We start from the raw sequence: 15,134 nt of genomic DNA on the forward strand, positions 1-15,134 counted from the left end.
TGACGCAGATCGCAGTGGGGTTGACACCTGTCAAGTCGACGGCCGGACCGCGATGGCGGCCAGGGTCACGATCGCCGAGCCGAGCAGCAGCGCCCCGACCGTGTCGGTGAAGTAGTGGAAGGTCGATCCGACGGCCAGCATGCCGACCACCACGCTCAGCGCGGCGAGCGCCAGCACCCAGAGCCGGCCGCCGGCAGCCAGCACGACCAGGCCCGCCACCACCACCAGCGTCGTCACATGGCCGCTCGGATAGGCCAGGGCGCCGCCGCTCATCCGGCCGAACAACGGCTTGATGCTCCACACCACCGCGATGCCCAGCGGCGGCGCGACGGCCACGGCGATCGCGAGCCGCCACCGCCCGCGCCACAGCGCGACCGCCAACGTCGCGGCCAGCACGGCGACCAGCACCCGCTGGTCCACCACCACCCGCCACCACCCCGGGAACGCGCGATCACGGAACCAGGTGTCCAGACCCGTCGTCCCGGTGCCCACGGCGACACCCAGCAGCACCATCGCCGCGACCGCGACCGGCGGCCACCATGCGGCCGCCCTCGTCATCGACACCTCAGCCGGCGATGCCCTGCACGTACGCCGCCTGCCCCAGGTGCTGGGCGCAGTCGTCGACGATGCTGACCAGGCGCGCACTCGCGGTGACCGGCGGGTCCCACCGCTCGTCGACGATCCGGGCCAGATCGTCCGGGGTCACCGACGCGATGTACTCGAGCGTCACCTTGTGCACCGCGTGGTAGTAGCCGGCCAGCAGCTCGGCCGATGCGCTCACCTTGGCGACGTCGTCGGCGTCGTGGCCGTACCCGGTGTCGTCACGCGGGAGGTCGAGGCCGAACCGGTCCACCCAGCCGTCACGGGTCCACACCTGCTCGACGCCGGCGATGTCGCACAACTGCGCGTCCTGCACGCGGGCGCTGTGCCACAGCAGCCACGCGATGGTGTTGGCCGTCGGGGTCGGCCGGTACAGCGCCACCTCGTCGGTCAGGTCGTCGGCGATCGCGTCGACATGCTCGATGAGCCGGGTGAACGAGTCGCGCAGCAGTTCGCGGACCACGGTCGCATCGTCGTCAGACATGGTTCAAACGTACCCGCGGGCGGACGGTGATTGCCGCTCGGAACGCACCGCCGGTGTGCCTACGATCAGCCGATGGCAACGCTGAGCAGAGTCGTTGTGGCCGCGATGATCCCGATGAACCTCGCGATGATCCTGTGGGTCTGGGTGGGTCGCGCGATGTTCGGCGGGACGCTGGGCCTGATCGCGTTGGTGTCGACGGTCACGGTCGTTCCCGTGCTGGTGATGATGCTGTCGGCGTCCACCTGGTCGGCCTTGCGGCAGGCTCGTCGGCACGGGCGTCTGACGACCGCGCAGATCACGGCGCAGCTGCTGCTGTGGCTGGTGCTCCTCGTCGTCGGCGCGGTGCTGCCCGACGTCGCCGACAACAACGCCGAACAGTCGGTCCTGACCAGAGCCGTCGGCTGGAGCGGCGAGTTGCTGTCGGTCAGCTTCGAGCTGGCGAAGTGGCTCGCGGCGGCGGCGATGATCTGCTGGATCGCGTTGATGGCGCTGCTGTCGAAGGGACGCGGCGCGGTGCCGGTCCCGTCGCACTAACCAGCGGGTCCGCCACCGTGGAAGACGGCTTCGACGTTGTTGCCGTCCGGATCGCGGACGAAGGCGCCGTAGTAGTTTCCGTGGTACTCCGGCCACAGCCGCGGCTCGTGCAGCGGTTCGGCGCCCAGCGCCAGCGCGGTGTGAAAGAACGCCTGCACGCTCTCGGGATCCTTCGCCGCGAACGCGACGTGGGTCTCGCGGTTCGGGCCTGCCGCCTCACCGGAGTTCATGTCGGCGATCCAGAACGCCGGATGCCCCTCGGGGCCGTAGCCGATCGCCACCCCGAAATCCATCTGCCTGCTGTAGCCCAGCACGTGGAGCACTTTGTCGTAGAACTCCTTTGACCGCTCGAAGTCCGCACAGTTGATTCCGAAGTGATCGATCACACGGTCACCGTACATTCGAGCCATGACATATGACCTCGTCATTCGCAACGGCACCGTCGTCGACGGCCTCGGCGGTGAACCGTTCACGGCAGACGTCGCGGTGTCCGACGGCGTCATCGCCGCTGTGGGGGCAGTCGACGGGCCCGGCGCCAGGGAGATCGACGCCACCGGCCTGCTCGTCACACCCGGATTCGTCGACCTGCACACCCACTACGACGGGCAGGCCATCTGGTCGGATCGGATGACGCCGTCCTCGGCACACGGGGTGACCACGGCGGTGATGGGCAACTGCGGAGTCGGGTTCGCGCCGTGCCGCGCGGAGGACCACGACGTGCTGGTGGACGTGATGGCCGGCGTCGAGGACATCCCGGGTGTGGTGATGGTCGACGGTCTGCCGTGGACCTGGGAGACCTTCCCGGAGTTCCTCGACGCCCTGGACGCGCGGCACCGGGACATCGATGTCGCCGCCTTCCTGCCGCACTCCCCGCTGCGCGTCTACGTGATGGGACGGCGCGGTGTGGAGCGCGAACCCGCGACCTCCGAGGACCTGGCGATGATGCGCAAACTCGCCGCCGAGGCCGTTCAGGTCGGCGCGCTGGGCTTCGCGTCGTCCCAGCTGACCCTGCACAAGAGTGAAAGTGGCCAGCCCATACCGAGTTTCGGAGCTGCGTACGCGGAGTTCGACGCGATCGCCCGCGGCGTCCACGACGGCGGAGGCGGACTGATCCAGTTCGTGCCCGACCTGGTGGCCGGTGACTACGAGCCGGCGCTGCGGACGGTGTTCGACGTGGCCGAGGACGTCGGCTTGCCCGTCACCTTCACCCTGGCCATCGGCAACGCCGGCGACCCGTTCTTCGTCGACGCGCTCACCATGGTGGAGAAGGCGAATGCGAACGGCGGTGACATCAGCGCACAGGTGTTCCCGCGGCCGATCGGTCTGGTGCTCGGCCTCGACTTGTCCGGCCACCCGTTCGTGCTGTACCCGAGCTACCGCGAGCTGGCCGGGCTGCCGCTGGCCGAACGCGTCGCCGAGATGCGCAAACCCGAAGTGCGCGAACGCATTTCGAACGACACCGCCGCGAGCGACGGGCATCCGCTGATGTTCGCCGCGCAGGCGTTCGAGTGGATGTTCCCGCTGGGCGACCCGCCGAACTACGAGCCCGACCGGTCGGACAGCATCGCCGCCCGGGCGCGGGCCCGTGGCGTCAGCCCGCTCGAGGAGGCCTACGACCGGGTGCTCGACGACGACGGGCACGCCATGCTGTTGGTCACCCTGGCCAACTTCCGGGGCGGCTCCCTGGACACGGTGGCCGAACTGATCCGCCGCGACGACGTGGTGCTCGGCCTCGGCGACGGCGGCGCACACTACGGGATGATATGCGACGCAAGCTTTCCGACGTACATGCTGACGCACTGGGTGCGTGACCGCGCGGCGGGCCGGCTGTCGGCCGCCGAGGCGGTGCGGGAACTGACGTCCGCGCCCGCGCGGGTGGCCGGCCTCGCCGACCGCGGCCGCATCGCGGTCGGCTACAAAGCCGACCTGAACGTCATTGATTCCGGCGCACTGCGGCTGCACAAGCCGGTGGTGGCCCACGACCTGCCTGCGGGTGGGCGGCGGCTGGATCAGCGCGCCGACGGGTACGTCGCCACCGTGGTGTCCGGCGAGGTGATCGCCGAGCACGGAGTGCCCACCGACGCCAGGCCCGGGCGTCTGGTCCGGGGTCGACGGCCGGCGCCCATCGTATGAGTCGTGTCCAGCCGCTGGCGCCGCCCTGGAGTGACGACGACGCCGCCGAGATACACAGCTGGGGCCACCCGGATCGCACGTACGAACCACTGCTGCTGGTGCGGTGCCTGCAGCGGCACCCGAAGCTGGCGCACCGGCTGCGCAAGGTGGGCGAGTCGCTGTACGTCGACGCCCGCCTGCCCGCCCGGGTGCGCACCATCGCGATCCTGCGCATCTGCGCCCTTGTCGGATGCGCCTATGAGTGGGGCGGCCAGGCCGCGTTCTGGGGACCACTCGCCGGCGTGAGCGATGACGAGTGCGACGCGTTGGTCACCGGCGCGCCCGCGAACTGGACTGCGGCCGAATGCATCTTGATCGACGCGATCGACGAGCTGGAACACACCGGGTCGTGGTCGTCGGACACCTGGGACGCGCTCGGCGGCGAGCTCGACGACGAGCAGCGGATGGAGCTGCTCGTCGCCGTCGGCTGGTACCGCACGGTGTGCACGCTGTGCAACGGCCTTGCGCTGCCGGTCGAGGGTTGGATGCGACCCTGGCCGCTGTCAGCGGCGTGAGTTCTTCAGCCCGGGATGCTGTTTGGCGACGAGGGGCAGCAGCACGCGGTGTGGCAGGAGCTGAAACAGCCGGGTGCTGATCTGGCTCGGCAGGCCGGGAATCACGCTGCCGCCGCCGCCTTCGAGCGCCTCGATGCCCTTCTTTGCGACGGCCCGTGACGGCATCCACATGAACTTCGGGAACGCGTTGGCGAATTCGCGCTCATCGACACCGGCGGCCTGCAGGAAGCCAGTGCGCACCGGGCCGGGATGCAGGGCCGCGACGGTGACGCCCGTGCCTGCCAGCTCGCCGCGCAGGCCGTCGGTGTAGGTCTTCACGAAGGCCTTCGTCCCGGCGTAGCCGGCTTGTCCCGGGAACGGCTGGAAGCCGGCCGTCGAGCCGACGTTGAGGATGGCGCCCCGGCCGCGCGGCACCATCTGCTGCACCGCACGGGTGGTGAGATCGATGACGGCCTCGACGTTGACTCGGACCTGGGCGATCTCGTCGGCGACGCTCGATTCCGCGACCGGGCCGATGGTGCCGATGCCCGCGTTGTTGACCAGGACGTCCACGGCCAGGCCGCGCCGCTGAGTCTCGTCGAAGAGTGCGGCGCGCGCGTCGGGATCGGCGACGTCGCAGGCGATCACCTCGACCCGCACGCGGTCGCCGAGCTCCGCGGCCAGTTCGCGGAGCCGGTCCTCGCGGCGGGCGACCAGCGTGACGCCGTGTCCGCGCGCGACGAGCTCGCGGGCCAGATCGGCCCCGATGCCCGACGATGCACCGGTGACGACGGCGGTGGTGGTCGGTGACGGCTGCGGCAGTGGCATGGGGTTCAACCTAACTCTCAGCGGGTGATGACGATCTTGCCGGTGACCCGGCCCGATCCGACATCGCGGTGGGCTTCCTTAAATCCGGTCGACGAGAAGTCGTCGATGGTCCTGGTGACGGTGGTGCGCAGGACGCCACGGTCGACGAGGTCGGCGGTGGCAGCGAGCAGTCGCTGTTGCTCGATCATGTCCGGCGTCTCGAACATCGCACGGGTGAACATCAACTCCCAGTGCCAGGCGATGCTCTTCTTCTTCAGCGCAAGGAGATCCAGGCCGGGCGGCTCGTCGATCGCGGTGATGTGCCCGAAGGGTTTCACGATGTCGGCGTAGATGTCGATGTTGCCTGCCGAGTGCGGCGAGAACAGGAATTCGACGCCATCGGGGGCGACGGCGAGCGTCTCTTCACGCAGATTGCGGTGGTTGACGACAGCGTCGGCACCCATGCTCGTCGCCCACTCCCGCGATTCGTCACGGCTGGCGGTGCCGATCACCCGCACGCCGGTCAGCGCCTTGGCGAGCTGGATCATGATGGAACCGACGCCACCCGCGGCGCCGAGCACCAGCAGGTCACCGGTGGATTCCTTCGTCAGGCCGAAGCGGTCGAACAGTGACTCCCATGCGGTGATGGTGGTCAGTGGCAGGGCGGCCGCGTCGGCGAAGGACAGGGTGGTCGGCTTGCGGGAGACGATCCGTTCGTCGACGGCCTGGAACTCGGCATTGGTCCCGGGTCGGGTGAGGTCGCCGGCGTACCAGACCTCGTCGCCGATGGCGAGTGTTTCCACTTGCGGCCCAACGGGTTCGACGATCCCTGCCGCGTCGTAGCCGAGAATGGTGGGCGTGGCCGACTCCGGGACCACGGCGCGCTGCTTGACGTCGGCCGGGTTCACCGACACCGCGAGCACACGGACCAGGACGTCGCGCGGACGCAGTTCGGGGACGTCGACGGTGACGTCCTGCAGGGTCCGGGGGTCGTCGACGGGGCCGCCGGCGAAGGAACCGATCGCACGCATCGTGGTCATGACAGTCGACAACGTCAGCGGTGTCCGAGACCATCCCCGGTGCGCGGACGCAGTTTCGATTGCGTGTCAGTGGCGGCGGCTAGAATCGAATGTATGTTCGAAGCGTTGCCGCCGGAGATGGACGAGCTGCCCGAGTCCGCCGATGCCGAGGTGTGCGAGGCGATCACTGGCTGGGCGCGCATCGAAGCCGCCGCCTGCGCGCGCAAACACGCCGCCATGGCCGAACTGTTCACCCGCCGCACCGGCTGTGACACCGCCGAGGACCGCAACATCTGGTGGGTCGACCCCGACGCGGCCGTGGGCGCCGAGATCGGCGCCGCGCAGAACATCAGCAGCGGCCTGGCCCTGTTCCAGACCCACCGTGCCGTCGCCCTGCGCGACCGCCTCCCCCAGGTCGCCGCCCTCTTCGCCGACGGCCAGATCACCGAACTCCTCGTTCGGACGTTGGTGTCACGCACCAACCTGATCACCGACCCCGACGTTATGGCCAAGGTCGACACCGAGCTGGCCGCCCAGGCCCGCCGCTTCGGACCGCAATCGGCCAAGAAGACCGAAGCCGCCATCGATGCCGTCGTGGAGATGCACGACGCCGGCGCCGTGCGCCGCGTCCGTACCGCCATGCGTCGCCGCGACGTCGTCACCAGCACCGACGGCGAAGAGCCCGGTATGGCGTCGGTCTGGGCGCGGCTGTACGCCGGGGATGCCGCCGGCCTGGCACACCGCCTCGACGAGATGGCCCGCGCCGTCTGCGACGACGACCCCCGCACCCTGAGCGAACGCCGCGCCGACGCCCTGGGCGCCCTCGGTGCCGGCGCAACAATCCTGGCCTGCGCCTGCAGCGAGACCGACTGCCCCGCCACCAGCGACACCCCCACCCCCACCCGCAACACCATCGTCTACGTCATCACCAACGAGAGCGAGGGCGAGGCGGCCGACGCCGACGCGGACGCTGAGGCGGGCCCAGACGAGGCGGCGGCGGACACTGAGGCGGACGAAAAACCAGCCAGTGACGCCATCTCCGCCGAGCCGGTAGCTCCCGCAGAAGCTGCACCGGCATCCCAGCCCGCCGCGGCACCCACCCGCACGTCACCGCGCCGGCGGCCGATGGCGTTCGTGCTGGGCGCCGGGATACTGCCCACCGCGCTGCTGGCCGAGACCACCGGCACAGCCCGCCGCCGCACCGTGCGCCACCCCGGCGACGCTGCACCCGAACCCCGCTACACCCCCTCACGTGCCCTCGCCGACTACATCCGGTGCCGCGACCTGACCTGCCGCTTCCCCGGCTGCGACAAACCCGCCGACCGCGCCGACATCGACCACACCATCCCCTACCCCGCCGGACCCACCCACGCCTCGAACCTCAAGTGCCTGTGCAGATTCCACCACCTCCTGAAAACCTTCTGGTGCGGGCCATCCGGGTGGACCGACGTGCAATACCCCGACGGCACCATCGTGTGGACCGCACCCACCGGCCACACCTACACCACCCGCCCCGGCAGTGCGCTGATCTTCCCCACCCTCTGCCGCCCCACCGGCAACCTGCCCCCGCCACCCGATACGTCGCCACCCGACAACATGTTCCGCGGCCTCAAGATGCCCACCCGCCGACGCACCCGCGCCCAGAACCGCGCCCAACGCATCGCCGCCGAACGCAAACTCAACGACGACCACGTCGCCGAACGCAACAAACCCCCACCCTTCTGAGGCAGTGGCGATCCGAACCGGCGGCCGTATTGTCGGGGCATGAGTGTCAAGGTGAACATCGCCGAACTGTCCGGTGCGCTGGCCGACTACTCGTATGCGTACCTGGTCACCGTCGGCGACGACCACCGGGCCCATACCGTCGCGGTTGAGCCGTCATTGGCCGGCGGCGTGCTCACCGTCACCGGCGTCGGCCGCCGCACCGGCGACAACGCGACGCGGCACCCCGATGTCACGCTGGCCTACCCGCCGCGTGAATCCAGCGGCTACACACTGATCGTCGACGGCCGAGCCGACCTCGCCGGCGACACACTGACCGTCACGCCGAGCGGTGCAGTCCTGCACCGCAAAGCGGCAACCAACTCGGCCCCGACAGCAACCGGATGCGGTGACGACTGCGTGCCGTTGTCCTGATCGCGACGTCAGTCCCCGGCGCCGATGATGCTGCGCTTGACTTCCAGCCTCTTCAACTTGCCCGAGGAGGTGCGCGGCAGCGTGCCCGGCCGGACGAAGGTCACATCCGTCGGCACCACGCCGCATTCGGATGCCACCTGTTGGATGAGCTGGGTCCGCGCGTCATCCTCATTGGGTCCGCGGAACTCCGCGACGATTGCCAGGCCTGGCCGGATCGACCGTTCCCCGACACCGACCGCGACCACGGCGCCCTCGCGCACACCGTTCACCTGTGCCGCAACTCCTTCGACCTCGGCCGGGAAGATGTTCCGGCCCGCGACGGTGATCAGTTCCTTGGCCCGGCCGCATACGACTAGTCCACCGTCCACGAAGTAGCCGAGATCGCCTGTGCGGAACCAGTCGCCGGGACCGTGAACCGCCTCTCCGACGTATCCGGACATCATCGACGTGCCCCGGATGAGGACCTCCCCCACCTCACGGTAGGAGCCGTCGGCGCTGACGTCGTCGCGCGGTTCGATCCGCACCTCCATGCCCTCGATCGGCTCGCCCAGCACGGTGTGCCTGCGCGGCGTGGCCCCGGTGTCGGTCTGCACCACGGTCTCGTCGACGAGCAGGCCGCGTCCCGGCACCGGCACGGTGACCGCACACGTCGCCTCGGCCAGCCCGTAGGACGGGGCCAGGGCGCCTGCGTCGAAGCCGAACCGGGCCATCTCCGTCGCGAAGCGCTGGGTGAGCTCGAAGTCGACCGGCTCACCGCCGTTGAGAGCGAACCGCAAGCGGCTCAGATCAATCCCGGTGACGCGCCGGGAGTACTTGCCGATCATGCCGTACGCCATGTTCGGTGCGGCGGTGATGCTCGCGCCACCCTCGCTGAGCCAGTGCAGCCACCGGAACGGTGACGCCTGGAACGCCGCGGTCGGCGCCTGCCACAATTCCCTGCCCGCCAGCGCACCGGACATCAGGAAGCTCAATCCCATGTCGTGGTACAGCGGCAGCCACGAACAGCCGACGTCCGCGTCGTCGATCCCGATGCGCGCGTTGAGCCCCTGCAGATTCGCCAGTACCGCATCCGGCGACAGTCGCACGGTGCGGGGAGATCCGGTGGAGCCCGCCGTGCCCTGCAGGATCGCGACGTCGACCGTTGTCGCCGGAGCGGTGAGGGTGCTGGAACGGCGGGTGTGCGCGACCGCGGCGACGTCGTCGAGCAGTGGCGGCTCGACTATCGAGGACAGCTTCTCTGCATAACCGCCGTTGCTGAGGATGCGCTGCACACCAATGTGTTTGAAGCGGTCCACCGTCGACAGCGCCCACTGCCCGGGGTCGGCGCCCCGCACGGGTCCCGGCAGGATCGACACCGCGGCGCCGGCCACGAAGGCGCCGACGATCGACGCGATGAACTCGACGGTGGGCTCGCCGACCAGGCCGACCGCACCCACTCCGTCGTCGAGCAGCCGCTCTGCGACGTTCTCCGCCCGGACGAACACCTCCGGCCAGGGATGCCGCACCCAGTCGCCGCCATCGAGGACCACCAGATCGTTGGGACTGTGCGTCAAAGTCTCGGTGAGGGCCGCCCCGAGCGAACTGGTCATCGGTTCCTCAGCCGCGCAGCCACAGCGGGCGCACTGAGGGAATGAGACCTGGGCAGAACCGGACGCGCGTTTGCGCGCGGCCACGACAGCAACAACACGGGACGACGCTACGCAATTTATTGACGAATTGGTAGGCCTACGTTCGGGTGTGGCGCGGACGACGCGTCCCGCGCGCGGCTGACGCAGTCCCACAGGGTGACTGACGATCTTGATCGCACACCTCGGGCTGTCACATCACACGCAGCGCACGCGGGCAGACAGCCCGGCGCAAGGACCGATCGGTCGAGTCCGGCGAACGATTCCGCTTGCGCCACAGCAGGCCGATCGGGTCCTGCGGACACGAAAAAGCCCGGCCTGCAAGCAGGCCGGGCCTTCCCGTGTTCTGGTTGAGCAGGACTCAGAAGTCCATGCCGCCCATGCCACCGGTCGGGTCGCCCGCGGGTGCGGCCGACTTCTCCGGCTTGTCAGCGACGACGGCCTCGGTGGTGAGGAACAGCGCCGCGATGGACGCTGCGTTCTGCAGCGCCGAGCGGGTGACCTTCACCGGGTCGGCGACGCCGGCCTTGAGCAGGTCCTCGTACTCACCGGTGGCGGCGTTCAGGCCGGTGCCGGCAGGCGAGTTGGTGACCTTCTCGGCGACGACGCCGGGCTCGAGTCCACCGTTGAAGGCGATCTGCTTCAGCGGGGCCGACAGCGCGACGCGAACGATGTTCGCACCGGTTGCCTCGTCACCGGTGAGCGACAGCTCATCGAGCGACGGAGCCGACTGCAGCAGAGCCACGCCACCACCGGCGACGATGCCCTCCTCGACGGCGGCCTTCGCGTTGCGGACGGCGTCCTCGATGCGGTGCTTGCGCTCCTTGAGCTCCACCTCGGTGGCAGCTCCGGCCTTGATCACCGCAACACCGCCGGCCAGCTTGGCCAGGCGCTCCTGCAGCTTCTCGCGGTCGTAATCGGAGTCGCTGTTCTCGATCTCGGCACGGATCTGAGCCACCCGGCCCTGGATCGCGTCGGCATCGCCTGCACCCTCGATGACCGTGGTCTCGTCCTTGGTGACGACGACCTTGCGGGCCTGGCCCAGCAGCGTGATGTCGGCGGTCTCGAGCGACAGACCGACCTCTTCGCTGACGACCTGGCCGCCGGTGAGGATCGCGATGTCCTGCAGCATCGCCTTGCGGCGATCACCGAAGCCCGGAGCCTTGACGGCGACGGACTTGAAGGTGCCACGGATCTTGTTGACCACCAGGGTCGACAGGGCTTCGCCCTCGACGTCCTCGGCGATGATCAGCAGCGGCTTGCCGGCCTGAATGACCTTCTCCAGCAACGGGAGCAGATCCTTGACGGTCGACACCTTGGAGCTGACCAGCAGGATGTAGGGATCCTCCAGGACGGCTTCCTGACGCTCGGCGTCGGTCACGAAGTAGCCCGAGATGTAGCCCTTGTCGAAGCGCATGCCCTCGGTGAGCTCGAGCTGCAGGCCGAAGGTGTTCGACTCCTCGACGGTGATGACACCCTCGTTGCCGACCTTGTCCATGGCCTCGGCGATCAGGTCGCCGATCGACTGGTCGCCGGCCGAGATGCCCGCGGTCGCAGCGATCTGCTCCTTGGTCTCGACCTCCTTGGCCGACTTCAGCAGCGTCTCGGTGACCTTCTCGACGGCCTTCTCGATGCCACGCTTCAGACCCAGCGGGTTGGCGCCGGCGGCAACGTTGCGCAGACCCTCGCGCACGAGCGCCTGGGCCAGCACGGTGGCCGTGGTGGTGCCGTCGCCCGCGACGTCGTCGGTCTTCTTGGCGACCTCTTTGACCAGCTCAGCGCCGATCTTCTCGTAGGGGTCCTCCAGCTCGATCTCCTTGGCGATGGACACACCATCGTTGGTGATCGTGGGGGCGCCCCACTTCTTCTCCAGGACGACGTTGCGGCCCTTGGGGCCCAGCGTCACCTTTACCGCGTCGGCGAGGGCATTGAGGCCCCGCTCGAGGCCGCGACGGGCCTCTTCGTCATACGCAATTGTCTTGGCCATTGCGAAGTGATTCCTCCGAACAGGGATTGTGCACGTCTTTGTGGTCGGGCCCAGTGCCCGCGACGGACGACTCAGGTGTGCTCCGCATGCGCGGACCCTTGTCTCACCGTCCCGACCTAGCACTCACTGGTCGCGAGTGCCAACTGCATTTCTAGCACTCGACCAGGGCGAGTGCAAGGTAGTTCAGCCCGCGCGGAGGCCGTCGACGATGACCGCCACCACCCGGTCGGCAATACCGGCTCCGTGGTCCTGCGTGGACTTGCACACCATCAGCAGTGCCTTCACTTCGGCCGGACCGACGTCGGCCCGAACGGTGCCCGCGCGCTGACCGGCGGCCAGCAGGTCGGTGAGCACCTGGACGAACGCGGCTTCCGCGCCCGGTGCGGCCTGGTCGATGTCGACCCCGTAACTCGCCAGCGCGTCGGCCATCCCGTGATCCACGGCGGCCGTTCGCACCATTTCGCGCAGGAACTCGAAGAGCGCCGAGCCCGGATCGTCGGCGAGCAGCGCCTCGGCGGCGGCCACGATGCTGTGCACCCGGTCCTCGATGACCGCCTGGAACAGCGCCTCCTTGGTGGGGAAGTGCCGGTAGACGGTGCCGGGGCCGACGCCGGCGCGGCGGGCGATCTCGTCGATCGGCACCGCTACGCCCTCGGCCGCGAACGTCTCGTAGGCGACGGCGAGAACCCGCGCACGGTTGCGCGCGGCGTCCGCACGCAACGGCCGCGACGTCTCGGTCACCACGGATGTCCCTTCCGGTTGACAAAACGGAGCGCTCGTTCCGTATAGTTGGAAGGAACCGGAGCGCACGTTCCGATTCATTCTAACGAGGAGGACCCATGTCCCGCTGGACCACTGCCGACATTCCCGACCAGACCGGTCGCACCGCCGTCATCACCGGCGCGAACACCGGCCTCGGCTACGAGACCGCGGCTGCCCTCGCCGCCCGCGGTGCACGCGTCGTGCTGGCCGTGCGCAACCTCGACAAGGGCAAGGCCGCCGCCGACCTGATCGCCGTCCGCAACCGCGGAGCCGACGTGTCGGTGCAGGAGCTCGACCTCACCTCGTTGGACTCCATCCGGGCCGCGGCCGACGGACTCAAGGCCCGGCACGACGGCATCGACCTGCTGATCAACAACGCCGGGGTGATGTGGACGCCCAAATCGACCACGACGGACGGTTTCGAACTCCAATTCGGGACCAACCACCTCGGGCACTTCGCGCTGACGGGATTGCTGCTCGATCGACTTCTCCCGGTGGCGGGTTCACGCATCGTCACGGTCAGCAGCATCGGCCATCGCATTCGCGCCGCGATCCACTTCGACGACCTGCAGTGGGAGCGCAGCTACAACCGCGTCGCGGCGTACGGCCAGTCCAAACTCGCCAACCTGCTGTTCACCTCCGAGCTGCAGCGCCGACTCACCGCCGCCGGCCAGGACACCGTCGCCGCTGCCGCGCATCCCGGCGGGTCGGACACCGAACTGGGCCGGCACCTCCCCGGCTTCTTGGCACCCGCCTTCTCCCTGATCAGTCAGCCGGCCGCCATGGGCGCGCTGCCGACGCTGCGCGCCGCCACCGACCCCGGCGTGCTCGGTGGCCAGTACTACGGTCCGGACGGACTCTTCGAGATGCGCGGCCACCCGAAGGTGGTGGCGTCCAACGCGCGCTCACACGACACCGACGTGCAGCGCCGGCTGTGGACGGTGTCCGAAGAGCTGACCGGGGTGGCGTTCCCGGTCTGACGGATAGCAGACTGTTGGCGTGTCTCTGGTCGTTCCGCCCTATCCCCCGCCCCGATACACCGAGGACGAGCCTGAGGTCAGTGCGTGGCTCAAACGGGGTGACGAGCCGCCGGACTACGACTCCTTCGGCCTCGTCCAGTACCACTACCTCGCCAACCAGCAGGCCACCGGCGGCGATTACGGGCTGTACCGCGTCGAGATCGCACCCAAGGGCGGCGGACCGGGACCGCACTACCACCGGGCCATGTCCGAGGCGTTCTTCGTCCTGTCCGGCAGCATCAAGCTCTACGACGGCACCGACTGGCTGGACGGGACGCGCAACGACTTCCTCTACGTGCCGCCCGGCGGCATCCACGGCTTCCGCAACGAGGCCGACGAACCGGCGTCGATCCTCATGCTGTTCGCCCCGGGTGCGCCGCGCGAGCACTACTTCGAGGGGCTGGCCCAACTGGGAGAGCTGACCGACGAGGAACGGCGCGAGTGGTTCATCGCCAACGACAACTTCTTCGTCGAGCAGTAGCGGCCGGCCTGACTCTCGTGCTCGCCGGCTGCGTGACGTCCGACGAGAGTTCGGCGGCGCAGCGGATCGCAGACGCGATCCGCCCGTTGCCAGGGGTGGCCGCAGTCGGCAACGACTACCGGAAGACCTTCACCCACGGCGAGAACTTCGACCTCACCGTCGAGCTCGCCCAGGACGCCACCGTGGATCAGGCCCAGCGCGTCGCCCGGACCTTCGTCGCCGAATCCGAAGGTGTGGAATTCGACGTCCACTACGCCCAGCTGAACATGACCGCCGTCAAGGGTGACCTGACGCTCCGCCCGCTCAGCAGCGAAGGCAAGCCGCCCGAAGACACCGATTCGCCGGTGGCGCTGTTCTTCGACGGGATGGCGGCCGCGGCTGTCGAGGAGGTGTCGATGCAGCCCGGGTCCAACGTCCCGGGGCTCGACTTCGGCGTCGACATCTACCTGCGCCAACCAGTCGACACCACGGCAGCGGTCGAGCTGCAGCGGAAGCATCCCGCACTTGCCGGCGCCGACTGGACGCTGCGCAACCCACCGGCCGAATCGCATCGAAGCCCGAACACCTACGTCTCGACGGGTGTGGTCCCGGATGCCGTCACCCAGCAGGTATGGACCGAGGTGGTCCAGCTCGTCGACACCCATTCGGTGCACGGGGAAGACGGGCCCGGCCGCGCGACAACCGAACGGGTGACGTCATTCGAGGTCACGATCGTCCCCGCCGACGACGACACCCTGCTGCGGTTCGGCGAGCCGATCGCCGCGGCCCTGACCCGGCTGGACCGGCCGGTGGAACTCACCATGGACGGCGCCGGCGACTACATCCGGATCACCGTCGGCGGGTGCCGCCGCCACGATCCGGGCCACCGCCCATCGCGGGGCGAGGCGAAGTTGGCCCAGATCCACGAACGGTGCTGATGACGGCGGGCATGGTCGTTTGCTCCGCGGAACGGCCCGGCACCCCGCAGGCGGAGTGATCGCCGCGACCGGCCGCTCCGGGGCGCGGACCGCCCAG

The 15,134-nt window shown here is 69.1% G+C and carries 16 protein-coding genes; 8 read left to right on the forward strand and 8 right to left on the reverse strand.

Features of this window, described 5'->3' with window-relative positions:
* Window positions 1-30: 30 nt before the first annotated feature.
* Window positions 31-558, reverse strand: coding sequence for a PA-phosphatase (locus tag ACPCHZ_RS01040; protein WP_423483037.1), 528 nt, complete (start codon window positions 556-558; stop codon window positions 31-33).
* Between the two features lie 7 nt (window positions 559-565).
* Window positions 566-1,084: a mycothiol transferase gene (locus tag ACPCHZ_RS01045; RefSeq protein ID WP_423483038.1), complete on the reverse strand. Its 519-nt coding sequence runs from the start codon at window positions 1,082-1,084 to the stop codon at window positions 566-568.
* 72 nt (window positions 1,085-1,156) lie between these two features.
* On the opposite strand from ACPCHZ_RS01045, the gene ACPCHZ_RS01050 reads away from it, so the two are divergent.
* A complete protein-coding gene (locus ACPCHZ_RS01050) occupies window positions 1,157-1,618 on the forward strand; it encodes a hypothetical protein (RefSeq protein WP_423483039.1) in 462 nt (153 codons plus the stop codon).
* Here the strand turns inward: ACPCHZ_RS01050 and ACPCHZ_RS01055 are convergent.
* Entirely contained in the window at window positions 1,615-2,004 is a 390-nt protein-coding gene (locus ACPCHZ_RS01055; RefSeq protein WP_423483040.1) for a VOC family protein, read from the reverse strand. The two genes, ACPCHZ_RS01050 and ACPCHZ_RS01055, sit on opposite strands and share 4 nt — an antisense overlap.
* 22 nt (window positions 2,005-2,026) lie before the next feature.
* On the opposite strand from ACPCHZ_RS01055, the gene ACPCHZ_RS01060 reads away from it, so the two are divergent.
* A complete protein-coding gene (locus ACPCHZ_RS01060) occupies window positions 2,027-3,751 on the forward strand; it encodes an N-acyl-D-amino-acid deacylase family protein (protein ID WP_423483041.1) in 1,725 nt (574 codons plus the stop codon).
* Window positions 3,748-4,305: a carboxymuconolactone decarboxylase family protein gene (locus ACPCHZ_RS01065; RefSeq protein ID WP_423483042.1), complete on the forward strand. Its 558-nt coding sequence runs from the start codon at window positions 3,748-3,750 to the stop codon at window positions 4,303-4,305. The genes ACPCHZ_RS01060 and ACPCHZ_RS01065 overlap by 4 nt, the downstream gene beginning before the upstream one ends.
* Here the strand turns inward: ACPCHZ_RS01065 and ACPCHZ_RS01070 are convergent.
* Entirely contained in the window at window positions 4,294-5,112 is an 819-nt protein-coding gene (locus tag ACPCHZ_RS01070) for an SDR family NAD(P)-dependent oxidoreductase (protein WP_423483043.1), read from the reverse strand. The two genes, ACPCHZ_RS01065 and ACPCHZ_RS01070, sit on opposite strands and share 12 nt — an antisense overlap.
* A gap of 17 nt (window positions 5,113-5,129) precedes the next feature.
* A complete protein-coding gene (locus tag ACPCHZ_RS01075) occupies window positions 5,130-6,131 on the reverse strand; it encodes a zinc-binding alcohol dehydrogenase family protein (protein WP_423483044.1) in 1,002 nt (333 codons plus the stop codon).
* A gap of 93 nt (window positions 6,132-6,224) precedes the next feature.
* Between ACPCHZ_RS01075 and ACPCHZ_RS01080 the strand changes: the two genes are divergently transcribed.
* Window positions 6,225-7,835, forward strand: a complete 1,611-nt coding sequence (locus tag ACPCHZ_RS01080; protein WP_423483045.1) for a DUF222 domain-containing protein — start codon at window positions 6,225-6,227, stop codon at window positions 7,833-7,835.
* Between the two features lie 39 nt (window positions 7,836-7,874).
* Window positions 7,875-8,246: a pyridoxamine 5'-phosphate oxidase family protein gene (locus ACPCHZ_RS01085; RefSeq protein ID WP_423483046.1), complete on the forward strand. Its 372-nt coding sequence runs from the start codon at window positions 7,875-7,877 to the stop codon at window positions 8,244-8,246.
* Window positions 8,247-8,254: 8 nt separating this feature from the next.
* Here ACPCHZ_RS01085 and mbtM read toward each other — a convergent pair whose 3' ends face one another.
* From mbtM to ACPCHZ_RS01100, 3 genes are all read right to left on the reverse strand, one after another.
* Complete coding sequence (gene mbtM, locus ACPCHZ_RS01090) at window positions 8,255-9,835, reverse strand: long-chain-fatty acid--ACP ligase MbtM (RefSeq protein ID WP_423483047.1); 1,581 nt, start codon at window positions 9,833-9,835, stop codon at window positions 8,255-8,257.
* A 397-nt stretch (window positions 9,836-10,232) separates the two neighbouring features.
* Entirely contained in the window at window positions 10,233-11,858 is a 1,626-nt protein-coding gene (gene groL / locus ACPCHZ_RS01095; RefSeq protein WP_264015204.1) for a chaperonin GroEL, read from the reverse strand.
* A gap of 183 nt (window positions 11,859-12,041) precedes the next feature.
* The gene (locus ACPCHZ_RS01100) at window positions 12,042-12,599 is read right to left on the reverse strand and encodes a TetR/AcrR family transcriptional regulator (protein ID WP_423483048.1); all 558 of its coding nucleotides are present in this window, start codon (window positions 12,597-12,599) and stop codon (window positions 12,042-12,044) included.
* A 98-nt stretch (window positions 12,600-12,697) separates the two neighbouring features.
* Here ACPCHZ_RS01100 and ACPCHZ_RS01105 point away from each other — a divergent pair, with 98 nt between their 5' ends.
* Genes ACPCHZ_RS01105 through ACPCHZ_RS01115 form a run of 3 tightly spaced genes read left to right on the forward strand, consistent with a single transcriptional unit; the run spans window position 12,698 to window position 15,037 of the window.
* Window positions 12,698-13,600 (forward strand): SDR family NAD(P)-dependent oxidoreductase, encoded by a 903-nt coding sequence (locus ACPCHZ_RS01105; protein ID WP_423483049.1) that lies wholly within the window; start codon window positions 12,698-12,700, stop codon window positions 13,598-13,600.
* Between the two features lie 19 nt (window positions 13,601-13,619).
* The gene (locus tag ACPCHZ_RS01110; protein WP_269896677.1) at window positions 13,620-14,120 is read left to right on the forward strand and encodes a cupin domain-containing protein; all 501 of its coding nucleotides are present in this window, start codon (window positions 13,620-13,622) and stop codon (window positions 14,118-14,120) included.
* Window positions 14,121-14,152: 32 nt separating this feature from the next.
* Window positions 14,153-15,037 carry a hypothetical protein gene (locus tag ACPCHZ_RS01115; RefSeq protein ID WP_423483050.1) on the forward strand — a complete coding sequence of 295 codons (885 nt, stop codon included), beginning with the start codon at window positions 14,153-14,155 and terminating at the stop codon, window positions 15,035-15,037.
* Window positions 15,038-15,134: the final 97 nt, after the last annotated feature.

Source organism: Mycobacterium sp. NPDC050041, assembly GCF_049541695.1.
GTDB lineage: Bacteria > Actinomycetota > Actinomycetes > Mycobacteriales > Mycobacteriaceae > Mycobacterium.